The 21271-nt window shown below is 70.4% G+C and carries 20 protein-coding genes and 4 pseudogenes; 7 read left to right on the top strand and 17 right to left on the bottom strand.

Translation table 11 applies throughout. The annotated features are described in order from the left end of the window. Positions 1-110 precede the first annotated feature (110 nt). Positions 111-1085: an alpha/beta hydrolase gene (locus tag K1J60_RS03835; protein WP_220644910.1), complete on the bottom strand. Its 975-nt coding sequence runs from the start codon at positions 1083-1085 to the stop codon at positions 111-113. A 532-nt stretch (positions 1086-1617) separates the two neighbouring features. Between K1J60_RS03835 and K1J60_RS03830 the strand changes: the two genes are divergently transcribed. After that, a complete protein-coding gene (locus K1J60_RS03830) occupies positions 1618-2652 on the top strand; it encodes a LacI family DNA-binding transcriptional regulator (protein ID WP_220644909.1) in 1035 nt (344 codons plus the stop codon). 117 nt (positions 2653-2769) lie between these two features. Here the strand turns inward: K1J60_RS03830 and trxA are convergent, their stop codons facing one another. Beyond that, complete coding sequence (gene trxA, locus K1J60_RS03825; protein ID WP_220644908.1) at positions 2770-3156, bottom strand: thioredoxin; 387 nt, start codon at positions 3154-3156, stop codon at positions 2770-2772. A 130-nt stretch (positions 3157-3286) separates the two neighbouring features. Here trxA and K1J60_RS03820 point away from each other — a divergent pair, with 130 nt between their 5' ends. Then, positions 3287-4753 (top strand): dihydrolipoyl dehydrogenase family protein, encoded by a 1467-nt coding sequence (locus K1J60_RS03820; protein WP_220644907.1) that lies wholly within the window; start codon positions 3287-3289, stop codon positions 4751-4753. A gap of 240 nt (positions 4754-4993) precedes the next feature. On the opposite strand, the gene K1J60_RS03815 is transcribed toward K1J60_RS03820, so the two are convergent. After that, positions 4994-5650, bottom strand: coding sequence for a peptide deformylase (locus tag K1J60_RS03815; protein WP_220644906.1), 657 nt, complete (start codon positions 5648-5650; stop codon positions 4994-4996). 220 nt (positions 5651-5870) lie between these two features. Here K1J60_RS03815 and K1J60_RS03810 point away from each other — a divergent pair, with 220 nt between their 5' ends. Further along, a complete protein-coding gene (locus K1J60_RS03810) occupies positions 5871-7280 on the top strand; it encodes a PepSY-associated TM helix domain-containing protein (protein ID WP_220644905.1) in 1410 nt (469 codons plus the stop codon). 93 nt (positions 7281-7373) lie between these two features. On the opposite strand, the gene K1J60_RS03805 is transcribed toward K1J60_RS03810, so the two are convergent. After that, complete coding sequence (locus K1J60_RS03805) at positions 7374-7823, bottom strand: MarR family winged helix-turn-helix transcriptional regulator (protein ID WP_220644904.1); 450 nt, start codon at positions 7821-7823, stop codon at positions 7374-7376. Next, positions 7820-8308, bottom strand: a complete 489-nt coding sequence (locus tag K1J60_RS03800; protein ID WP_220644903.1) for a MarR family winged helix-turn-helix transcriptional regulator — start codon at positions 8306-8308, stop codon at positions 7820-7822. The genes K1J60_RS03805 and K1J60_RS03800 overlap by 4 nt, the downstream gene beginning before the upstream one ends. An 85-nt stretch (positions 8309-8393) precedes the next feature. Between K1J60_RS03800 and K1J60_RS03795 the strand changes: the two genes are divergently transcribed. The 4 genes and pseudogenes from K1J60_RS03795 to K1J60_RS03785 form a co-directional block, all read left to right on the top strand. After that, complete coding sequence (locus K1J60_RS03795; RefSeq protein ID WP_220644902.1) at positions 8394-9359, top strand: pirin family protein; 966 nt, start codon at positions 8394-8396, stop codon at positions 9357-9359. Between the two features lie 491 nt (positions 9360-9850). Continuing rightward, a pseudogene (locus tag K1J60_RS47390) lies at positions 9851-9957 on the top strand (IS630 family transposase); the annotation flags it as partial. 216 nt (positions 9958-10173) lie between these two features. Continuing rightward, positions 10174-10989, top strand: a pseudogene (locus K1J60_RS03790) (transposase); the annotation flags it as partial. 140 nt (positions 10990-11129) lie between these two features. Then, a pseudogene (locus tag K1J60_RS03785) lies at positions 11130-11402 on the top strand (xanthine dehydrogenase family protein molybdopterin-binding subunit); the annotation flags it as partial. Between the two features lie 103 nt (positions 11403-11505). On the opposite strand, the gene K1J60_RS03780 reads toward K1J60_RS03785, so the two are convergent. The 12 genes and pseudogenes from K1J60_RS03780 to K1J60_RS03735 form a co-directional block, all read right to left on the bottom strand. After that, complete coding sequence (locus tag K1J60_RS03780) at positions 11506-11754, bottom strand: hypothetical protein (protein ID WP_220644901.1); 249 nt, start codon at positions 11752-11754, stop codon at positions 11506-11508. A gap of 7 nt (positions 11755-11761) precedes the next feature. Continuing rightward, a complete protein-coding gene (locus K1J60_RS45600) occupies positions 11762-12313 on the bottom strand; it encodes a CocE/NonD family hydrolase (RefSeq protein ID WP_259407542.1) in 552 nt (183 codons plus the stop codon). Beyond that, the gene (locus tag K1J60_RS45595) at positions 12250-12900 is read right to left on the bottom strand and encodes a CocE/NonD family hydrolase (RefSeq protein ID WP_259408223.1); all 651 of its coding nucleotides are present in this window, start codon (positions 12898-12900) and stop codon (positions 12250-12252) included. The genes K1J60_RS45600 and K1J60_RS45595 overlap by 64 nt, the downstream gene beginning before the upstream one ends. Further along, a pseudogene (locus K1J60_RS45590) lies at positions 12890-13503 on the bottom strand (CocE/NonD family hydrolase). Before K1J60_RS45590 ends, K1J60_RS45595 begins: the two are co-directional and overlap by 11 nt. 142 nt (positions 13504-13645) lie before the next feature. Beyond that, positions 13646-14530, bottom strand: coding sequence for an alpha/beta fold hydrolase (locus tag K1J60_RS03770; protein WP_220644900.1), 885 nt, complete (start codon positions 14528-14530; stop codon positions 13646-13648). A gap of 27 nt (positions 14531-14557) precedes the next feature. Then, positions 14558-15259: an SDR family oxidoreductase gene (locus tag K1J60_RS03765; RefSeq protein WP_220644899.1), complete on the bottom strand. Its 702-nt coding sequence runs from the start codon at positions 15257-15259 to the stop codon at positions 14558-14560. Positions 15260-15362: 103 nt separating this feature from the next. Next, on the bottom strand, positions 15363-15614 hold the full coding sequence (locus tag K1J60_RS03760; RefSeq protein WP_220644898.1) for a hypothetical protein: 252 nt from the start codon (positions 15612-15614) through the stop codon (positions 15363-15365). 466 nt (positions 15615-16080) lie between these two features. Continuing rightward, a complete protein-coding gene (locus K1J60_RS03755) occupies positions 16081-16509 on the bottom strand; it encodes an ester cyclase (protein WP_220644897.1) in 429 nt (142 codons plus the stop codon). Between the two features lie 31 nt (positions 16510-16540). After that, on the bottom strand, positions 16541-17647 hold the full coding sequence (locus K1J60_RS03750) for an NAD(P)-dependent alcohol dehydrogenase (RefSeq protein WP_220644896.1): 1107 nt from the start codon (positions 17645-17647) through the stop codon (positions 16541-16543). After that, on the bottom strand, positions 17644-19170 hold the full coding sequence (locus K1J60_RS03745) for an aldehyde dehydrogenase family protein (RefSeq protein WP_220644895.1): 1527 nt from the start codon (positions 19168-19170) through the stop codon (positions 17644-17646). Before K1J60_RS03745 ends, K1J60_RS03750 begins: the two co-directional genes overlap by 4 nt. A 31-nt stretch (positions 19171-19201) precedes the next feature. Then, positions 19202-19603 carry an SCP2 sterol-binding domain-containing protein gene (locus K1J60_RS03740; RefSeq protein WP_220644894.1) on the bottom strand — a complete coding sequence of 134 codons (402 nt, stop codon included), beginning with the start codon at positions 19601-19603 and terminating at the stop codon, positions 19202-19204. 41 nt (positions 19604-19644) lie between these two features. Then, positions 19645-21234: a long-chain-fatty-acid--CoA ligase gene (locus K1J60_RS03735; RefSeq protein ID WP_220644893.1), complete on the bottom strand. Its 1590-nt coding sequence runs from the start codon at positions 21232-21234 to the stop codon at positions 19645-19647. Positions 21235-21271 lie beyond the last annotated feature (37 nt).

Here is a 21271-nt window from a genome sequence, read left to right as displayed (position 1 = left end):
GACCGGCGGGCCGAAAGGCAGGAGCGCGGCCCCTGCCTTGCAGGGGCGCGGGGAACTGCGCGACCAGCCCCCACCGGACCCGCGCACGGGGGGCGAAGGGGGCACAGCCGCTACTCCCCGATCAACCGTCGCAACCACCGCACATGAGCCTCCCGGCAGTCCCGCGACACCGCGGCCTGCGGAGCCAACCCGTCGAACCCGTGGAATCCGCCCGCCCACACATGCAACTCCGCGACCCCACCCGCCTGCCACAACCGGGACGCATAGGCGACGACCTCGTCCCGGAACGTCTCCGCCGACCCCACATCGAGAAACGCCGGAGGCAGCCCCGACAGATCCTCCGCCCGCGCCGGCGCCGCGTACGCGGACACGTCCGGCCCGCCCCGCCGCGCCCCCAACAGGGCCGTCCACCCCGTCTCGTTGGCCGTCCGGTCCCACACCCCCCGCCCCGCCATCTGGTGCACGGACGGCGTGTCGTTGCGGTCGTCGAGCATCGGGCACATCAGCACCTGCCCGATCGGCCGGGGCCCCTTCCGGTCCCGCGCGAGCAGCGCGAGCGCGGCCGTCAGCCCACCCCCGGCGCTCGCTCCCGCGATCACGATCCGCTCGGCGTCGCCCCCGAACTCCTCCGCGTGCTCGGCCGTCCACAGCAGCCCCGCGTAGACGTCCTCCACGGGCGCCGGATGCGGATGCTCGGGAGCCAGCCGGTACTCCACGGACACCACGACCGCGCCCAGCTCCCGTGCCCAGGTCAGCGGCTCGTCCACCCCGACCCGGTTGTTGCCGACGACCATGCCGCCGCCGTGGACGTGGTAGATCACCGGCAGCGGACCCCGCTTCGTGGGGGCCGCGGGGCGGCAGATGAGCAACGAGATCTCCGGCGCGTCCTCGGGTCCCGGCACCAGCCGGTCCTCGACCTCGAAGAACCCGTCCATGGTGAGGTCCAGCCGGGCGAGCATCTCGATGCCCGGCCCCTGGCGCATCAGGGGGATGTCGTCCATGCTCAGCTCGCGCGGGACCATGTCCTTCAACGCCTCCAGAGCCGCGGCGAGTTCCGGGTCGAAGGGGGGCGGGATCATGGTCATGGGCTTCTCCTCGTGCGGGTACCGCGTCCACGGTGCGACCGCGACGCGCGCCAACGGTTCGTACCGTGATGATGAGTGTCGCGGCGAGCCACGCGGACGCCGTCGTACGGCGGGGGATGCCCGCCGATCGGCGGGTGGCCGGGGGAAGCCCGAAGCGGCGTCGCTCCCACAGCCAGCACATAGTTCACGCCATAGCTTTCGGGCATCATCGCCACAGGACACCCACACGGGTGACCGGACACCGGGCGGGGGAGAGGCACCCGAGTGCGCTGCCACGAAGCGGTCGTACGTCCTTGGCCAGGCACGGGGTCACCCGGCGGGCGTGCGGGCCGACAGGTCGTCCCTCTGCACGGGCGGCTCTCGCCCCACCTCGGTGGAGCTGGCGCGAAATGGTTGCCGGGTTGCACAGATTTCGAACACATTCGCCAAACTGCCCTGCCACAAAGATCGGTGGCCCGAACCCGAGCTCCCGCATGGCCGGTACGCCCCCGGCCGGAACGACCTTCACCGCTTCTGCAAGGATGCCGTCCTCATGGTGCAGATACCGAAAGAGCCCGCCCCGCCCTCGCCCCTGCAGCGATCCGTGCCCACGAGCGCGGACGTGGCTCGACTCGCGGGTGTCTCACGCGCGACGGTCAGCTACGTCCTGAACAACACCAGCGCGGTCCGCATCAGCGAGCCCACCCGCCGCCGGGTCCACGAGGCGGCCAAGGAACTCGGCTACGTACCCCACGCGGCGGCCCGCAGCCTGCGCGCCGGCCACAGCCGCCTGGTCCTGATGCCCACCCCGAACGTGCCCATCGGCCCGCTCTACAGCCAGTTCATCAACGAGATCCAGTGGGCCCTGAGCCGGCTCGACTACACCGTCGTGCAGCACGGCGGCATCGGCCTGCGCGGCGACGACGCGGCCCGCGCCTGGGCCGAACTGCGCCCGGTCGCCGTCATCGTGCCCGGTGTCGGTATCGGCCCGCAGGGCGTGGCCGTCCTCAAGCGTTCCGGAGCCAAGGCCGTCGTCACCCTCACCCCCGAACCCGTCGAGGGCGCCCACGCGCTGATCCTGGACCACGCGGGTGTCGGCCACAGCGCGGGACGGCACCTGGTCGAGCGCGGCCGCCGCCGGATCGGGGTCGTCGTTCCCGAGGAACCAGGCTTCGGGGTCTTCTCCCAGCCCCGCCTCGCCGGCGTACGACGCGCGGTGCAGGGCACGGAGGCGACGGTCACCGAGCTGCCGCTCGCCTACGACGAGGCGGCCGCGGCCCGGCTCGCCCGTGACTGGCGTTCCCTCGGTCTGGACGCGGTGTTCGCGTACAACGACGAGTACGCGATGCTGCTGATGCGGGCCCTTCAGGACGAGGGCATCGGCATCCCGGAGGAGACGGCCGTGGTCGGGGCCGACGACCTGATGATCGGGCGGCTGCTGCGACCGCGCCTCAGCACCGTCCACCTGGAGCTGCCGTCCGGACGCGACCTCGCGGAACTGGTCGACCGCGTGGTGCGCGACCCCGCCACCATCCCCACGACGCACGACGTCCTGGCCGCGAGGATCGTCCACCGCGAGTCGAGCTGAACGAGCCGGGCCGCACGAGCCGAGCAGAACGAGCCGAGCCGAACGGACGCCGGAGCGGGGCCCGTTCGACGCTCCGCGCCCTCGCACCCCGGCGCCGGGCACGCCCGGCCGCTCCGCTCACTGACCGTTCTGCTCGACCTGCGCCTGCTGCTCGGCGACGGCCTTGCGGACCTCGTCCATGTCCAGCTTGCGTGCCTGCCCGATGACATCGGTCAGCGCGGCCTCCGGCAGCGCGCCCGGCTGCGCGAACACGGCCACCTGATCACGGACGATCATCAGCGTCGGGATGGACTGGATGCCGAAGGCCTGGGCCAACTCCGGCTGGGCCTCGGTGTCGACCTTGCCGAACACCAGGTCGGGGTTGTCGTCCGCGGCCTTCTCGTAGACCGGGGCGAACTGGCGGCACGGCCCGCACCAGGACGCCCAGAAGTCGATCAGGACGAACTCGTTGTCGGTGACCGTCTGGTCGAAGTTCTCCTTGGTGAGCTCCACGGTGCTGCTCATGGCGTGCATCCCTCTTCCTGGTGTCTCTAGGTGCTCGGGCGAGCCGCTCTCGACAACGCCATCCCACGGTGGCGTATTCCGCGCGCGTACCCGTGTGGCCACGGCGCACACCACCAACCAGACTGGCCCCATGACGGATACGGAAATCACCGAAACCACCGAGAGCGCGGCTGAAGCGACGGCGATCGAGTACGACGTCGTGGTGCTCGGTGCCGGACCCGTGGGGGAGAACGTCGCCGACCGCACCCGCGCCGCCGGACTGTCCACCGCGGTAGTGGAGAGCGAACTGGTCGGCGGCGAGTGCTCGTACTGGGCGTGCATGCCCAGCAAGGCCCTGCTGCGCCCCGCGATCGCCCGCGCCGACGCCCGCCGCGTACCCGGCCTGCGCCACCTCGTCGACGGCCCGTTGGACGCCGCGGAGGTGCTCGCCCACCGTGACTACGAGACCGCCCACTGGAAGGACGACGGCCAGGTCGGCTGGTTGGACAGCGTCGGAGCGACCCTGTACCGGGGGCACGCGCGCCTGGCCGGGCCCCGCCGCGTGGTCGTGGACGCCCCCGACGGCGGGCGGCATGTCCTCACGGCCCGGCGCGCGGTGGTCGTCGCCACCGGCAGCCGCGCCCTCCTGCCCGACCTGCCGGGACTCGCCCAGGTCCGGCCCTGGACCAGCCGGGAGGCCACCAGCGCGCAGAAGGTCCCCGGCCGGCTGATCGTCGTCGGCGGCGGTGTCGTCGCCGTCGAGATGGCCACCGCCTGGCGGTCCCTCGGCTCCGAGGTCACCGTTCTCGTCCGCGGCAAGGGCCTGCTGCCCCGGATGGAACCCTTCGCCGGCGAACTGGTCGCCGAGGCGCTCATCGAGGCGGGCGCGGACGTCCGCACGGGCACGTCGGTGACGGCGGTGTCCCGGGAGAACGGGACCGTGGTGGCCCTCACCGACACCGGCGACCGTCTGGAGGCCGACGAGATCCTCTTCGCCACCGGTCGCGCCCCGCGCACCGAGGACATCGGCCTCGACACCGTCGGGCTGGAACCCGGCTCGTGGCTGCCCGTCGACGACAGCCTGCGGGTGACGGGCAGCGAATGGCTGTACGCGGTCGGCGACGTCAACCACCGGGCGCTCCTCACCCACCAGGGCAAGTACCAGGCCCGGATCGCCGGGGCCGCCATCGCCGCCCGCGCGGCCGGTGTCCCGCTTCTGGAGAGCGACCCGTGGGGTGCCCACGCGGCCACCGCCGACCACGCCGCCGTCCCCCAGGTCGTCTTCACCGACCCCGAGGCCGCCGCTGTCGGCCTCTCCCTCGCCGAGGCCGAACAGGCCGGCCACCGCGTCCGCGCGGTCGACGTCGAGTTCTCCTCCGTCGCGGGCGCGGGCCTGTACGCCGACGGCTACCGGGGCCGCGCCCGCATGGTCGTCGACCTGGACCGCGAGATCCTGCGCGGCGTCACCTTCGTCGGCCCCGCCGTGGGCGAGCTCATCCATTCCGCCACCGTCGCCGTCGTCGGGGAGGTCCCGATCAGCCGCCTCTGGCACGCGGTGCCCTCGTACCCGACGATCAGCGAGGTGTGGCTGCGGCTGCTGGAGGCGTACCGGGGCTGAACCGGACCGGCGTGCTGGTCGGCGGGGCTGGTCGGCGGGGCTGGTGCCGCGGCAGGCGACGTTCGCCCGGTCGCGACGCCCGGCACGCCCTCTCGCCGCACCGGCCGAAAGCCCGAGTACGTCCAACGAGGGCTTCCGGCCGGCACGCCGAGACCACGCTCCCCCGGTCTCGGCTGCGCTCGACCGGGAGGTACCCCCACGACGCCGCTCCTCGACGGGCAAACGTTGCCTGCCGAGGCCCTAGTCGGGCAGGAGGAAGCCCAGTTCCCGCGCGGCCCTGGCCGGGGTCGGGTCGTTCCAGTGGTCGGCCATCGCCTGGTTGGAGGAGAGGGACCGCAGTTCGGCGTGGTCGAGGTAGAGCGTGCCGTTCAGATGGTCCGTCTCGTGCTGGACGATCCGGGCGGGCCATCCCGCGAACTCCTCGTCCACCGCCCGCCCGTGCTCGTCGAGCGCCCGTAGCCGCACCTTGGCGTGCCGGGCCACCACCGCCTGCCAGCCCGGCACGCTCAGACAGCCCTCGTAGAACGCGTCACGGAACGGCCCGACCGCCTCGTACGCCGGATTGACCAGGACGCGGAACGGCTGCGGGACCCGGCTCCGGGCCAGCCGTACCGCCTCAGGAACCGGTGCGGGGTCCTCGATCACCGCCAGGCGCAGGGGGACGCCGACCTGGGGTGCGGCGAGGCCGACGCCCGGTGCCGCGTGCATGGTGGCGCGCAGGGCGGCGACGAAGCGGGACAGGAGACCCGGGTCCAGCTGGCCGTCGAAGGGCTCGGCGGTGCGGCGCAGGACCGGGTCGCCCGCGGCGACGATCGGCAGCGGCCCCTCGTGGGCGAGGAGTTCCTCCACCCGGTCGCTCAGGGGGCGGGACTCGGTGCGATCACGTTCGGAAGCCATCGGGCCAGGATGCCAACCGGGCTCGCGCGACGCGAGGCGGCTCTCGCGACGCAAGGCGGCTCGATGCGGGGCGGCTCTCGCGGTCGGTCGCCCTCGGGGGAATCGCGGCACCGACGCGGGCGAGTGACTCACATCACACGAAGTGCCGGGAACTCGGAGCGCGCACGCCCCGACTACTGAACCGCCACGACGTCCCCGCCCCCCCCCGGAGCATCCGCCGATGACCATCGCCCCCTCGACCGAGACGGACGAGCCCCAGAAACCCCTCACCAAGTCGGACGGCTCGACGAGGGGCTGGACCTCGCTCCGGCCGCTCGTCCTGCGGCTGCACTTCTACGCGGGTGTCCTCGTCGCCCCGTTCCTACTGGTCGCCGCCCTGACCGGCGGACTGTACGCGGCCTCGTTCTCGATCGAGGAGATCGTCTACGCGGACCGGACGACCGTCGCGGAGGTGGGCGACGAGAAGCTGCCGATCTCCGAGCAGGTGGCCGCCGCCCGCAAGGCGCACCCCGAGGGCACCATCTCGGCCGTACGCCCCTCGCCGGGGGACGACGCGACGACCAGGGTGATGCTGACCGGCGTCGGGGGCATCGACGAGACCAACAGCCTCGCGGTCTTCGTCGACCCGTACACGGCCGAGGTGCGCGGGGCGCTGGAGCAGTACGGCTCCACGGGCGCGCTGCCGGTGCGGACCTGGATCGACAAGTTCCACGCCAACCTCCAGCTCGGCGAGACCGGCCGTCTCTACAGCGAACTCGCCGCCAGCTGGCTGTGGGTCATCTCGGGCGGCGGCCTGGTGCTCTGGTTCGCCCGCCGCCGCGCCCAGTGCAAGGTGCGCGGCACCTCGGGCCGCCGTCGCACCCTGGGCCTGCACGGCACGGTCGGCGTCTGGGCGGCCCTCGGGTTCTTCTTCCTCTCGGCGACCGGCCTGACCTGGTCCACGTACGCGGGCGCCAACATCGAGGTCCTGCGGACCGAGCTCCACCAGGCGACCCCGGCCGTCTCGGCCGCGGCGGGTGACCACGGCGCCCACGGGGGCGGCTCGACGGACGACGGGACGGACGCGGAGGGTGACCTGGACAAGATCCTGGCCGCCGCGCGGGCAGAGGGCCTCGGCGACCCGGTGGAGATCGTGCCGCCCGCCGACGCCTCCTCCACGTACGTGGTCAAGCAGGTCCAGCGCAGCTGGCCCACCAAGCAGGACGCGGTGGCCGTGGACCCGGCGACCGCGGAGGTCACCGACACCCTCCGGTTCGCCGACTTCCCGATCCTCGCCAAGCTGTCCCGCTGGGGCATCGACGCCCACACCGGCGTCCTGTTCGGCCTGGCCAACCAGCTCGTCCTGATCGCCCTCGCGGCCTCCCTGGTCGTGTTGATCATCTGGGGCTACCGCATGTGGTGGCAGCGCGGCCGCGCCTCGTCCTTCGGCCGCCCGATCCCGCGCGGTGCCTGGCAGCACGTACCACCCCAGATCCTCGTCCCCGCTCTCGCCGTGATCGCCGTCCTCGGCTACTTCGTGCCCCTGCTCGGCATCCCGCTCGCCCTGTTCATCGCGGTGGACGTCGTCCTGGGCGAGATCGCCCACCGGCGCGGCAAGCGCTCGTACGGCGGCAGGTCGGAGGCGAAGTAGCGCGGGCCCGGCCGGGACTGCGGGAGGCTGCCCCTGCCCCTGCCCTTCCCGCTTCCCCCGCTTCATCCACTGCATCTACTGCGTCTGCTTCATCTATTTCATCGCGGCCAGCTCCGTGTTGGCCCGCTCCGTGATGAGTGTCAGCGTGCGACCGGCGGTGGCCAGGTCCTCGGCCGGGATGCCGGCGTAGATCCGGGCGGAGATGGGTGCGGTCTCGGCGGTGGACCTGGTGTGAGACTCCCGGCCGGCATCCGTGATCCTGAGCCGGGACGGCCGCGCCGGGTCCGTCTCGACCAGCTCCGCGGCGACCAACTCCTCGACCACGGACCGTATCCGGGCCTTCTCGACCTTGAGCGAGTCGACTATCCGGTCCACGAGTGCCTCCCGTTCGACGGGTTCGTCGGCGAGCGCGACGAGCCGGAGGGTCACCGACTGCTGGAACGTGAGCCCGTGCCCGGCCAGCACTTTCTCCAGCACCGCGCGGGCGGCGTAGTGGGCGAGGCCGAGGACCCGGGAGTTGAGAACGGGTGCGGTGGTGGTCATGGTTGCTCCTTCTCGTGTTCCTGTTCGGTGGACGGGATGAGCGGTACGTCGAGCAGCATGGTCAGTTCGCGGGCGAATTCCCGGGTGCGGGCGCTGTCGAGGCCGCCGAGCGGCTCCAGCAGCTGCCCCATCAGTTCCTGGACGACCTCGATCGCGCGCCGCGTGGCCTCGCGTCCCTGCTCGGTGAGTGCCAGCCGCACGGCACGGGGGTCGCGGGAATCCCGCTCGCGTTCGAGGAGTCCGGCGGTCTCCAGGGCGCGGGCCAGCTTGGAGACGTACAGGGCCTCCAGGCCGGTGTGGTCCGCGAGCTGCCGCTGACTGGGCCGCAGCCCGTCCCGGTGCATGCCGTACAGCGACGCCACCAGCGCGTACTGCGCGTGCGTCAGCCCCAGCGGAGCGAGCGCGCGGTCGACCGCGACGCGCCACTTCATGGACAGCCGCCAGACGAGAAAACCGGGCGTCGCGCCCTCGATGACCGAACTCATGACGGATACCGTACATGGCTACTATAGCTATGGCTGCTGTATGGACCGCTGGCGACGGGAGCAGGACGGGGCTAGGTTGTGGAGCATGAGCAATCTTGATCGCGAGGCGGTGCCCGCGGTGTGCGGCGGCCGGGGCTTCGTCGTGGCCGAGCCGGTTCGTGAACTCCTCAGCCCTCGCCGGGTGAAGCTCGGCGAGTCCACCGAGGTGCGACGTCTGCTGCCCAACCTGGGCCGCCGCATGGTGGGCGCGTGGGCCTTCGTCGATCACTACGGTCCCGACGACATCGCCGACGAGCCCGGCATGCAGGTGCCGCCGCATCCGCACATGGGTCTGCAGACGGTCAGTTGGCTGCACCAGGGCGAGGTGCTGCACCGCGACTCCACGGGCAGCCTCCAGACCATCCGCCCGCGCGAGCTGGGCCTGATGACCTCCGGCCGGGCCATCAGCCACTCCGAGGAGAGCCCGAAGTCGCACGCCCGCTTCCTGCACGGCGCCCAGCTCTGGGTGGCGCTGCCGGACAGCCACCGGCACACCGACCCGCGCTTCGAGCACCACGCCGAGTTGCCCGTCGTCACGGCGGCCGGACTGAGCGCCACCCTCATCCTCGGCAGCCTGGACGGCGCGACCTCGCCCGGTACGACGTTCACGCCGATCGTCGGTGCCGACCTCACCCTCACACCGGGCGCCGACCTGCGCCTGCCCCTCGAACCCGACTTCGAGTACGCCGTCCTGTCCATGTCCGGCGAGGCCCACGTCGACGGCGTCCCCGTCCTTCCGGGCTCCATGCTCTACCTCGGCTGCGGCCGCACCGAACTGCCCCTGCGCGCCGACTCGAACGCCTCCCTGATGCTCCTCGGCGGCGAACCCTTCGAGGAGGAGCTGATCATGTTCTGGAACTGGATCGGGCGATCTCAAGAAGAGATCGTGCAGGCGCGTCGGGACTGGATGGAGGGGACGCGATTCGGGGAGGTAAAGGGGTACGACGGGCCTCCACTGCCCGCACCGGAACTGCCGCCGGTGTCGTTGAAACCGCGGGGAAGAGTGCGCTGACCTGCGGGAACGAGTCAGCTTAGGTGACCGTTGGGCGGAAGGCGGTCGAGGATTTCTTACTGCCTTCCAGCTGCCTGCCGGAAGGCGTCTGAACAGTCGGCTGGCTCGAGCCGGTGCGGTTGGCGATTCCACAGTGTGGGTGCCTGTGGGCAGCTGTGGCAGGACTCTTGCTGACCTAATGCTGACTTTGCTGACGCCTCGTCAGGTCGGGGTGAGAGGTCCTTGTCCGAGCTTAGGCGCTCGCGCAGGCGTTTGCAGGTTCGGTGATGTCCGGACGCATGCTGACCTTGCTGGCGGTCGAGTCAGGCGTTGCGGAACGGTAGCGCCGCTCACGCTGCCGCCTTGTGAAGATTCCACACGTTTCCGGTGTCACGGCTGTCTGTCGGCAGCGCCGCTCGCGTCCGGTCCGAGAAGCGCTGCGCCCGAGAGTGACTACTGAGGTTTTCGGGCTAGGGTGACGGTGATCTCGTGGGTGGGCGTATTGCTGGAGGATGCGATATCCCGATGGGGATGGCCTGACCGCGAAGCAGCGGGCCGGCGGGAGCAAGTGCAGTTCGAGGCTGCCGAGTTATTCGCGCAAGGCGTGACACCGCCGCAGGTCGCGCGGGTGGCGTCCCGCCCTGTGGTGTAGCGGATCAAGGCGCCGGAATCCGCAGGTCATCGCCCATTCGGCGCGGTTCGGGACCGTGCAGAGGGCTGACGGCAGGCGCGACCCGGGAGCCGTGTCTCAGGGGGTAGCTGACGCGCGGCTTACCGGAACGCGTCGAGCAAGGTCGCTTACACCACGGAGCGGGACACGACCGTCGCGCGGCGGTTGCGGGTCTCACGCAAGCCCGCCTATGCCTGGCATGCCCGCTGGCGGGACGACGGCGTTGAGGGGCTGCGGCCCAAGGGGCCGTCCGGGCGTCCGTCACAGATGAAGCCGGAGTGGCGGGCCTGGCCGGCGGCGGAGCTGGAGCAGGGGCTGGCCGCGCACGGCCGGCCGGAGGACCAGCGGTGGACCCCGGCCCGGGTGGCCACGGTGATCGCCCGGCGCTTCCACGTGCGCTTCAGTTCGGCAGACCTGGCGCATTCTGCACCAGATGGGCTTTTGTGCAGGTGCCGGTGCGGCGGGCCGCCGAACGCGACGAGGAGGCCGTGGCCACGTGGATCAAGGAGACGTGGCCGCGGGTGGAAAGACGGTCAGGGCCAGGACGCCTGGCTGTGTTTCGCGGACGAGGCAGGGCAGCTGCTGCGGCCGCCGAAGGCGTGCACCTGGTCCCGCCGCGGCTGTCCGCCCCTGGTCAGGGTCCGGGCGGTCGGCTCAGGCCGTTTCTCGATGGCGGGCCTGGTCTGCCGCAAGGCCGGTCAGCGCACCCGGCTGGTCTTCCGGATACTGGTCCACCACGGCCGCAAGGGTGAGATGAAGGGGTTTCGGGAGAGGGACTTCGCCTCGTTGTTGGACGCCGCCCACCAGCAGCTCGGCGGCAACATCGTGTTGGTCTGGGACAACTACAGCCACCACGTCGACGCCCCAATGCGCGAGCTGATTGGGAGGCGGCCGTGGCTGACGGTCTTCCGCTTCCCGACCTACACCCCCGACCTCAACCCGGCCGAGGGCGTATGTGCGCACTTGAAGAAGAGCTTGGGCAACCTCGCCCCGTGCAGCATCGATGACCTTGCCGGGTTGTTCCGCACCCGCCTCGAACGGATGCAGCACCAGCCGGACCAACACGACGGGTTCATCGCCGAGACCGGACTGTGGTTGTGGCGCGATCGGCGGATTCTCCCATGGCAGTGCGGTGCTGGGGGCGAGTCAGCGCCGTCGGTACCGCGCACACCCATGTCGAGGGCCGCGACAAGGTCGCCGGAGCGGCCCGCTACGCCGGGGAGGTCCCCTTCACCGGGCTCGTCCACGGCTGGCTGGCGCTGGCGACCGTGGCCCGCGGCCGGATCCGCGCCATCGAGTCCGCCGACGCGCTCGCGCGGCCCGGCGTGCTCGCCGTCCCGACTCACGAGAACGCCCCGCGCGTCGAGACCGACTACACGGGCCTCATGGGTCTCGGCGGTCGCGTCCCGGAAGAAGGCGAGAAGGGACGTAACTTTGCTCCCTGTCGGCAGAAGGAGTTCAGCGATGGGTAAGCCAGGACGCTTTTCCAGTGCCGTGTCAGTGCGGCGGCGAGTTCCCGCGGCTGCTGGAGCTGCGGCCAGTGACCGCTGTCCAGCAGGGGCTGGTGACGTTCGCCAAGCCGGGCTCCCACTCCGCCCCTGTGTGGATTCCCGAGCGGACGAGGCGAAGGAGGCTGTCCTTCCTGGTGGCGTCCAGTCGGCTCACCGTCTCGTCGGCACGATGGGCGGGCATGCCGTTGGCCTTCAGCGCTACCTCGCTGGACTCCGACGGGTCGAGTTCGGCCATCCATTGCTCACCGAGGCCGGGTGTCTGCCAGATTTTCGATAGGGGACTCCATTCCGGGCTTCACCGCGGCCGCGGTGAAGCCCGGACCCACGGCGCACTGGATCGGTCGGCCCTCCCGCCGCTTTCTGTCAGCCCGGGACCACCGGCAGGACGATGCGGGAGGGCCGGGTGGGGTCGTGGAAGATCTGCTGGCGGGCCACTCGGCCGTGGTCGCGCTCTCCTCGGGTTCGCCCGTGTTGAGGTTGCGGTCCCAGCGGGGGAAGTTGCTGGAGGTGATCTGGACCCGTATCCGGTGACCGGCACGGAAGACGATGCTGGTCGACCACAGGTCCACGACGTGCTCGGCCGGCTCGCCCGGTGTCGCCGCGCGCACCCGCACGATGCCGTCGGTCACGTTGCGGGAGACACCGTGCTCGTCGACGTCGCACAGGCGGGCCACCCAGTCGGTCGACGACCCGTCTGTAGCGGCGAAGAGCACCGCCCGCACACGGCCGGTCACCTCGACATCCTCGGTGAGCGGTTCGGTGGTGAAGACCAGGACGTCCTCGCGCGCCTCCACGTCCCTCTGGTCGAGGGCCCGGGACGGAAGTCGTCGGTCAGCAACAGGGCTCCGCCGGTCGTGGGCACCGGGTCCATCGGGTCGTAGGTGAACTGCTCGGGCTGCTCGGCGACAGGCGGCGGCTCAGGGGTCAGGCGTCCATCCGCGCGCAGATGGAAGTCCGTGTCCACGGCCCGCGACAGGGGCCATTCCGTCTCCTCGCGCCACTGGTTGACGCCCATGACGAACAGCTGCACCTTGCCCGTGTCGGGCTCCGGAGCCTCGCCGTCGCCGATCGTGCGCTGGAACCAGTCGGGCTGGAGGCCGTTCAGGGGTCCGCGCATGCCCATGAAGGCGGAGTTCGCGCTGAACCCGAAGTTGACGTCGCCGATCACGTGCTGCTGGTTGGCGTGACTCCACGGCCCCATGACCAGCGTGGCGGACCGGCCGGCGCGGCGCATGGCGGTGAAGTTGTCGAGCGTGCCCTGGGCGAAGATGTCGTACCACCCGCCGACCTGAAAGGTGGGCAGGTCGACCTCGTCGTGCCGGCCCGCGACCCGGCAGGACCGCGCCCATTCGGGCTCCCGACGGGACCGCTCATAGCCCAGTTCGGGAAGATCGTGCCGGACGAACGCGGGGAAGCCGCCCGGCGGGCAGTTCGCCGTAGCCGCCGTCGGCCAGGCCGTCGAGATCCTGCACCAGCCTGCCGAGGGTGGCCGGGTCGGCGCCGTGCCGGCGCATCAGCGCGTCGGCACCCATCATGAGGGTCCAGGGCGCGGTGATGCCGAGCTCGATCGCGCCGCCGCGCGTCCACAGTCCGTCGTCCGGATCGGACCACGTGACCATCGGTGCGATCGCCTTCAGCTCCGGCGGCTTGGACAGCGCCGCCATCCACTGCGTGTTGCCGAAAAGCTGGCGCCGATCATGCCGACGGATCCGTTCGCGCCGGGAAGGGCGGCCGCCCACCGTACGGTGTCGTAACCGTCGCTCTCCTCGTACGTCAACGGCTCCCACTCACCCCCGGAGGCGAACCGGCCACGGGTGTCCTCGACGACCACTATGAAGCCACGCCGAGCCGCGGCCAGGGGATCGAGGATCGCGACCGCCAGGGGCATCTGCTTCCCGTACGGCAGTCTGCTCAGCAGCACCGGCCACGGTCCGCTGCCGCCGGGCCGGTAGACATCCGCGCGCAGCACTGTGCCGTCACGCATCTCCGCGGTATGTCGAACTCGATCTGGATCTCCGTCATGTGCTGCTCCTTTGCCTGCCACGACGCCTTGGCGAGACATGGTTGATCGGATCTCCACCCACGCGATACCCCCGATCGGGGTGACCACGGTGGTCTCGGGACGCTTACGCCACCGCGTTCAGCAAGTCGGCCAGGACGTCGGGCCGTTCCAGGGCGATGAAGTGGCCGGCCTTGGGGACCTGTGTGAAGTCCGCGGCCGGAAGCAGCTGCTTGTTGGCCTCCCGGTCCGAAGGCCGGGACCAGTCCTTCTCGCCGTAGACGAGGTGGATGGGAGCCTTGACCTCGGGGTAGCGCGAGCGGGCCGCGATGAGACTGGGCAGGGCCTGGTACACGCCCCGGGCGACGGTCGGGTAGCCGGGGCGGCCGCCGACCTGGAGCAGCTCGTCCACGTAGTCCTCCCGCAGTGCGCTCTTGTCGTCCAGGCCGCCCTGGAGGATCGTGCGGAGGGCGGGCTTGGGCTCCACCCCGGCGATCACCGGGCCCACCCCGGGTGTGAGGACACCGCTGACCACCACGCGGGCGAGGAGGCTGGAGCGGGTGATCCCGCCGCGGAAGTCGTAGGTGTTCACCGCGACGACGCGGCGGACGCGCTCCGGGAGATCGGCCGCGGTGGTCAGGGCGAGCACCGCCCCCATGGACTCCCCGGCCAACGTCACGTCGTGCAGGTCGAGTTCGGTCAGGAGCCGCTTGACGCCCGCGCGCATGGCCGGCTCGTCGTACGACGCCCCGGGCACGATCTCGGAGTAGCCCATCCCCGGCAGATCCAGGGCGTACACGGTGTACCGGTCCGCGATCAGCGGGATGAGGTGGCGGTAGTGCTCCGCCTGGGTACGCACGGTGTGCAGCAGCACCAGGGGCGCGCCGGTGCCCGCCTTGAGGTACCGCAGAGTTCCCTCGCGGCCGTGTCGTCCTGCGCGCGGGGCGATGGTGTGGCTGGTGGTCCCCGGGACGTGGATCGTGGGACGGGGGTGCTGGCTGGTGCTGGGCATCTCGTTGACTCCTGTTGAGTGAAGGGATTACTTGGCCAGCTGGGGGTACAGCCCGGCCAGGTCGCCGGCGAGGCCCGCCTTGACCTGCCGCGTGATGTCGTCGGCGAGGACCTCGTACGCGCCTGCCTCGACGCCGTCGAGGGCGAGCGCGGCGACGTCACGCGGGTCGGACTTGGGTGCGTCGACGCCGGCCGCCAGGTCCGTGTCGACGTATCCGACGTGCAGTCCGGTGACGGCGATGCCGCGCAGCTGAAGCTCCAGGCGCAGGGAGTTGGACTGCGACCACAGGGCGGCCTTGGAGGCACTGTAGGAGCCGCCGAGCGCGATCCAGGAGAGCACGGAGTGCACGTTGAGGAGGTGACCGCCGCCGTTGCGTTCGATGACCGGCACGAAGGCGCGGGTGAGCAGCAGTGGGCCGTAGAAGTTGGTCTCGAACTCCCGGCGTACGTCGTCGACCGGGGAGTCGAGGAAGGACGCGCCGACCGACGCGCCGGCGTTGTTGATCAGCACGGTGACGTCCCCGGCCTGTGCGGCGGCGGCCGCGACGGAGGCGGGGTCAGTGACCTCCAGTGCCACCGGGACGGCGTCGGGGTGCGTCACCGTGCGCGGGTCGCGGGCCGTGGCGTAGACCTTGCCGGCACCGCGCGCGTACAGCTCTTCCACCAGCGCCTTGCCAATGCCCCGGCTGCCGCCGGTGACGAAAACGTTGGCGCCCTTCAAAGCGGTCATGACTGCCTCCACAAGAATTGGAAACCGATCGGTTTCCAATTCGGTAAACCGTTCGGTTTCCGAGCGCAAGCTCATCGAAGGAGGCAGTCGCGTGGGGTCGGCTTCAGGGGGTGGTTCCGTATCCGTGGATCCCGGGGATGATGAGCCTTCCGCCCGTTTGTCCGGCCTGGTCGATGTCGGCGTCATTCAGGCTGAGTCGGAGCCTGAGGCCGAGTTTCCCGACCGTGTCGTAGAGCCACTCCGGAACGGTGTCGGGGGCGAGATGGAGGCGGAGAGCAGCGGGAGGCGTCGGCGCCACGGCGGGCGCCGACGGGTCGTCGGAACGTAAGCAGTCGACCCCGTCGTCGGCCGCCACCTCGGGAACGGAATGCGCCGTGGTGGCACTCGTGTCGACGGCGGGCGGACGCTGACTCCCCAGGACGAGAGCGGTCGGCGGCGCGGTCAGTGCGAGAGCCTTCCCGAGCGGCAGACGCAGACGGGTCAGCGCGGATGTACGGAACGGGGTGTCGGCCCCTCGACGGTCAGACGAAGCGGGCTTCTACGGCTTCGCCGTTGATGTCGGACGACGGTTCGGCCATTGCCTGGCTCTCCCTCCGAGCCGGCGGTGTCGCCAGGTGCATCCACCGGGCCCCACGCCAGAGCGAGGAGCCCGCCCGTGGCCGCGAGCAGGGTGCCGACGAAGAATCCGCTTCTCGCCACTGGCTGATGGCCTGACACAGGCGCATACGTGCAGCACGCCGTGCGGCAGAAGGGCGCGGCCGTGGGCGTCGGCGCGCCCTCGACCGGACGCGCCCCGCTCGACAACGATGGTCCTCAATGCGTCAGTTCGTCAGGCCGAGCTGCGTGAGAAGTTCGAAGGAGTCGTAGTACACGCGATATTCGCTGACCCGACCGTCGCGCAGGCGCCAGAACTCGGCCAGCCCGATCTGAATGGTCCTTCCTGTCGGGGGGATCGCGCTGCCGTCGGGTTGGGCGAGGTCCTGGGTGTGGGTGCCGGTGACCTCGAGCTCTACGGCGACCTCGTCCTGCGCGGTGACGATTCGGTGCGGCCGGTGGGTAAGGTCGGGGAAGGCGGCGAAGAACCCGGCCATCCAGATGGTGACCATCTCGGGTCCCTTCTGCAGGAATCCCGGTGCCTGGATGACGCACTCCGGATCCAGCATCTGCTCGACCCAGTCGAAGTCATGGGCATCGACATGTGCGAAGAAATCGACGACGAAGTCCTCGGACACAGTGGTCTCGGTTGTCATGGAACGGCTCCTCACCGATCGGTGTGCTGTGTCAGGCGGTGTCGAAGACCAGTACGGGCTTGATGACCTGCCCGGAGCGGGCGGATGAGATCGCTTCGTTGATCTCGTCGAAGGGGCGGCGTTCGACCAGCCGGTCGAACGGGAAGTCGCCTTCCCGCCAGAGCTCGATGAGCTTGGGGATGAGTTCGTGCGGGTCCGCGTCGCCTTCGATGACGCCGGTCAGGGTGCGGCCGATGAGGAGATGGCCCTGGTCGATGGTCATCTCGTTCTCCAGGCCCTGGAGTCCGAGCGTGGCGCAGACGCCCGGGGAGCGGAGAGCTTCCACCGCCTGGCGTACGACGGAGCCGAGGCCCACGGCGTCGACGGTGAAGTCCAGTCCGGTGCCGGTGATCTCGGTGATGGCCCAGTTGACGTCCTTGGTCTGCGACGGATCGATCACGTGGGTCGCGCCGAGTTCGGTCGCCAGCTTCAGCCGTTCCGGATTCAGGTCGACCGCGACGATGGTCGCGCACCCGGCCGCCTTGGCGGCCATGACCGCGCTCAGTCCGACCGCGCCGAGACCGAACACGCCCAGGCTCTGGCCGGGGGCGGGCCGCAGGACGTTGAACACGGTGCCGGCGCCGGTCATCAGACCGCACCCGAGAGGACCGAGGATGTCCAGCGGCACGTCGTCGTCGACCTTGACCGCGTTACGGACGCTCGCCACCGCGTACGCGCCGAACGAGGACTGGCCGAACCAGCTGCCGTGGACGTCCTCGTCGCCGCGGCTCATGGTCGCGGTCCCGTCGAGACGGGTGCCGAAGTAGTTCAGCGCGGCGAACAACTCGCAATAGGCGGGGTGTCCGGCCTTGCAGGTCGCGCATTCCCGGCAGGAGTCGAAGCTGAGTACGACGTGGTCGCCCACCGAGAGCGTCTCGACAGCACTCCCGACGGCGTGCACCACTCCCGCGCCCTCGTGGCCGAGCACGACCGGAAGCGGCAGCGGGACGCCGCCGGACTGCGCGGTGAGGTCGGTGTGGCAGACGCCGACGCCGGCGATCCTGACCAGTACCTCGTCCGAGGCCAGTTCGCCGAACTCGACCTCCTCGATGGTCAGTTCGGTGCCGGACTCCCTCAGGACGGCGGCGTTCCCTCTCATACGTTCTCCTTGATCTGATCCGCGACGGGAGGCAGGACGAGGTCGTAGACACGTCGGTCCAGCCGCCGCGACAGGTCGATGTGGACGAACTTCTCCTCGGTGTACTCGTCGAGCGAGTGAGGGCCGAGTTCGCGGCCGAGGCCGCTCTGCTTGACGCCGCCGAAGGGGTACTCGACGCTGACCATGTGCCAGTCGTTGATCCACACGGTGCCGGACTCGAGGCGGCCGGCGACCTCGATGGCGGCTTCGACGTCCTCGCTCCAGACCCCCGCCGACAGCCCGTACTCGCTGTCGTTGGCGATGGCGACCGCCTCGTCGACGCTGCCGTACGGGATGACGCAGAGGACGGGGCCGAAGATCTCCTCCTGGGCGATGCGCATGTCGGGGCGGACACCCGTGAAGATGGTGGGCCCCACCCAGAACCCCGGGCCCTCGGGCGCGGGGCCGCTGTACGCCAGGGTGGCGCCTTCCTTCTGCCCCAGTTCGATGTACCCGAGGATCCGCTCGCGCTGTTCGGCGGAGACGACAGGGCCGAGGTCTGTGTCGAACTCGGCCGGATCGCCGATCTTCATCGTCTTGGCCCGCTCGATCAGCCTGGCGACGAAGTCGTCGTGCAGCGCCTCGGGGAGCAGCAGCCTCGTGCCGGACTCGCAAGCCTGCCCCGAGTAGAGCATGCAGGCGAACAGCGCGCCGTCGACCGCCGTGTCCAGATCGGCGTCGGCGAGCACGATGTTGGCGCCCTTGCCTCCCAGCTCCAGCGTGACCCGCTTGACGTTGTCCGCCGCCAGCCTGCTGATCTCGCGGCCCACGACGGTCGAGCCGGTGAAGGCGATCTTGCGTACGTCCGGGTGCGCGGCCAGTCGCGCGCCCACCTCTTCGCCCTCCCCGGTGACGACGTTGAGGACGCCCGGCGGGAGTCCGGCCTCGTGGGCGGCCTCGGCGAGGGCGAGGAGGGTGAGAGGGGTCTTCTCGTCCGGCTTGAGGACGATGCAGTTGCCCGCGGCGAGCGCGGGACCGAGTTTCCAGACGGCCAGCAGGAGGGGGAAGTTCCAGGGCACGATGCCGGCCACGACGCCGATGGGCTCCCTGCGGACGACTCCGGTGGCGAGCGTGGGATAGGACAACTGCGGACCGGGGCGCTCGAAGGCGTAACTCCGGGCCAGATCGGCGAAGTACTGCAGATGAGAGATGGAGTAACCGACGTGGAAGGCCATGGCCTGCCGGATCGTGACGCCGTTCTCCTTGATGTGCAGCTCGACGAGCTCGTCCATCCGCTCGGAGAGCTTGGCCACGATCGCCGACATCACCTCGGCCCGTTCCTCGGGGCTCTTGCCGCGCCATTCACCGCGCTCATGGGCGCGCTTCGCGGCGGCCACCGCGAGGTCGGCGTGCTCGGTCCGGCCCCTGGCCGCCGTGGCGAACACCTGCCCGGTGGCGGGATCGACCATCTGGAACGGGCCGTCGGCCGTGTCCACCCATTCGCCGTCGATGTACATCCGGTAGTGCTTGGTACCTGTCGTCATTGACCGACCTGCCTTGGGGTGTCGAGGGGGCTCAGATGCCGGCGTCCTTCTTGCTGACGAGTTCGCGGTAGACGGGGAACAGCGGCTTGGTCAGCGGCACCAGCTTGAGGATCTGGGTGACCGGGCCCTTGGCCTTGACCTGTCCCTTGGCCAGGCCGACCGCGACGTTGTACTCGCCGCGCCAGAACTTGTTGCCGTTGTCGGCCGACATCGCGAGCCGGACGTCGGGGTCGAGGTCGGACTCGCCCTCGATGACGACGATCTCCGGCTCCTTCATGAGCACGGTGATGGAGGAGTCCGGGCCGGTGTAGTCGAGCCGGAGGGTGATGCCGGAAGCCTTGAGGACCGGGCCGACCTCGGGGTGGCTGTTGGCCTCCCGGAAGACGCCGCCGAGGTAGAGGTAGACCTCTTCGGCACTGGTGAAGTAGCTCATTGTGGGACCTTTCGCTCGTGTTGATTCAGCTGATGTGTGATTCAGCTGATGTCGGTGCTCTTCGAGTACGCCTTGCGGAGCTCGCGCTTGAGCACCTTGCCCGTGGCGGTGCGGGGCAGCTCTTGGACGATCTCCACCGACTTGGGGCACTTGTAGGCGGCCAGGCGCTCACGGCAGAAGGCGATGAGCTCTGCGGCGTCGACCACGGCACCGGATGTCACGGTGACGACGGCCTTGACCGTCTCGACGTAGGTGGGGTCCGGAACTCCGATGACGCACACGTCGGCCACGGAGGGGTGCTGGTTGATCACCCGCTCGACCTCGGCCGGGTAGATGTTCTCGCCACCCGAGATGATCATGTCCTTGACGCGGTCGCGAACGAAGAGGAAGCCGTCGTCGTCCACGAAGCCTGCGTCGCCGGTACGGAACCAGCCGTCGCTGAAGGATTCGGCGGTGGCTTCCGGCTTGTCCCAGTACCCGGCCATCACCTGCTCCGACTTGATCCAGAACTCGCCGGTTTGGCCGCTGGGAACCTCCTCACCCGTGAGCGGGCTGGCCACTCGGACCTGTACGCCCGCCACAGGCCTGCCGGCCGAGGTGAGCAGGTGGATCCGGTCCGGGTCGCGGTGGGCGTCCGGTCCCAGGACGCTGAACACCCCGGATGCCTCGGTCATCCCGTACACCTGGTAGAAGTCCGACGTGAACCGCTCCAGGCACCGTCGCATCAGCGGCAGCGGCATCGGGGAACCGCCATAGCCCAGGCACCGCAGGCTGGACAGGTCCGCCTGGTCGAGTTCCGGCGTGGCCAGGAAGTACTCGTAGACCGTCGGGACGAAGAAGGCGTGGGTGACCCTTTCCTGCCGGATCCGCTCCAGGACGGTGGCCGGGACCACGTCCCGGACGAGGACCGTACGGGCGCCCACCCAGAGGCTGATCAGGGCCCAGCTGATGCCGCCGACGTGGAACAGCGGCATGGCCACCATGTTCACGCTGTCGTGGGAGAAGTCGAACGCCTCCGCGGCCGAGACGCAGTGCGCTCCCAGACTGCGGTGGGTGAGCATCGCGCCCTTGGGGAATCCCGTGGTGCCGGAGGTGTAGAGCAGGAGGACGCAGTCGTCCGGCTGGGGCCGGTGGCTGCGGGGCACGGGCGCGGCCGACGCCAAGTAGCTCTCGTACTCGTCCGCGTCGCCGCCGACGACGATGACCTTCGTCAGGTGGGGCAGCCGGTCCCGGACCTGTTCCAGTTGCGGGAGGAACTCGGCGCCCACGAAGAGGATCCGGGTCTTGGCGTCGGCGAGGACGTACTCGATCTCGCCGGGGCTCAGTCGCCAGTTGACGATGACGTGGGCGTATCCGTCCCTGGCTGCGGCGAACGTGGCCTCGATCGTGGCGGAGCTGTTCTTGTTGAGGGTCGCGAAGTGGTGGCCGGGGCGCAGGCCGTCCGCGGCCAGTGCGGCGGCCAGGCGCGAGACCCGGTCTGCCAGGCCGCTCCAGGTCAGCCGCCGGTCGCCTTCGGCGAGTGCTTCGGCGTCCGGCGCGGCCCCGTTCCAGAAATCCAGGATGCCGTGCAGGTCGCTGCCGGGTGCTGGGCAGTCGCTGTTCTCGGCCGTGTGTGGTGTCGCTGTCGCCATGTGCGATTCCTCCGGTATTGGCCGCCGGCCGTTGTCG

The sequence above is a fragment of the Streptomyces akebiae genome, from assembly GCF_019599145.1.
Lineage (GTDB): Bacteria > Actinomycetota > Actinomycetes > Streptomycetales > Streptomycetaceae > Streptomyces > Streptomyces akebiae.
The sequence above is the reverse complement of the archived record's forward strand: the minus strand, read 5'-3'. Positions and strand labels throughout refer to the sequence as shown.

Bases quoted from the DNA above. Each gene is read 5' to 3' on its own strand.
- K1J60_RS03835 (WP_220644910.1), bottom strand. From the start codon at position 1,085: ATGACCATGATCCCGCCCCCCTTCGACCCGGAACTCGCCGCGGCTCTG.
- K1J60_RS03830 (WP_220644909.1), top strand. From the start codon at position 1,618: ATGGTGCAGATACCGAAAGAGCCCGCCCCGCCCTCGCCCCTGCAGCGA.
- trxA (WP_220644908.1), bottom strand. From the start codon at position 3,156: ATGAGCAGCACCGTGGAGCTCACCAAGGAGAACTTCGACCAGACGGTC.
- K1J60_RS03820 (WP_220644907.1), top strand. From the start codon at position 3,287: ATGACGGATACGGAAATCACCGAAACCACCGAGAGCGCGGCTGAAGCG.
- K1J60_RS03815 (WP_220644906.1), bottom strand. From the start codon at position 5,650: ATGGCTTCCGAACGTGATCGCACCGAGTCCCGCCCCCTGAGCGACCGG.
- K1J60_RS03810 (WP_220644905.1), top strand. From the start codon at position 5,871: ATGACCATCGCCCCCTCGACCGAGACGGACGAGCCCCAGAAACCCCTC.
- K1J60_RS03805 (WP_220644904.1), bottom strand. From the start codon at position 7,823: ATGACCACCACCGCACCCGTTCTCAACTCCCGGGTCCTCGGCCTCGCC.
- K1J60_RS03800 (WP_220644903.1), bottom strand. From the start codon at position 8,308: ATGAGTTCGGTCATCGAGGGCGCGACGCCCGGTTTTCTCGTCTGGCGG.
- K1J60_RS03795 (WP_220644902.1), top strand. From the start codon at position 8,394: ATGAGCAATCTTGATCGCGAGGCGGTGCCCGCGGTGTGCGGCGGCCGG.
- K1J60_RS03780 (WP_220644901.1), bottom strand. From the start codon at position 11,754: ATGGCCGAACTCGACCCGTCGGAGTCCAGCGAGGTAGCGCTGAAGGCC.
- K1J60_RS03770 (WP_220644900.1), bottom strand. From the start codon at position 14,530: ATGCCCAGCACCAGCCAGCACCCCCGTCCCACGATCCACGTCCCGGGG.
- K1J60_RS03765 (WP_220644899.1), bottom strand. From the start codon at position 15,259: ATGACCGCTTTGAAGGGCGCCAACGTTTTCGTCACCGGCGGCAGCCGG.
- K1J60_RS03755 (WP_220644897.1), bottom strand. From the start codon at position 16,509: ATGACAACCGAGACCACTGTGTCCGAGGACTTCGTCGTCGATTTCTTC.
- K1J60_RS03750 (WP_220644896.1), bottom strand. From the start codon at position 17,647: ATGAGAGGGAACGCCGCCGTCCTGAGGGAGTCCGGCACCGAACTGACC.
- K1J60_RS03745 (WP_220644895.1), bottom strand. From the start codon at position 19,170: ATGACGACAGGTACCAAGCACTACCGGATGTACATCGACGGCGAATGG.
- K1J60_RS03740 (WP_220644894.1), bottom strand. From the start codon at position 19,603: ATGAGCTACTTCACCAGTGCCGAAGAGGTCTACCTCTACCTCGGCGGC.
- K1J60_RS03735 (WP_220644893.1), bottom strand. From the start codon at position 21,234: ATGGCGACAGCGACACCACACACGGCCGAGAACAGCGACTGCCCAGCA.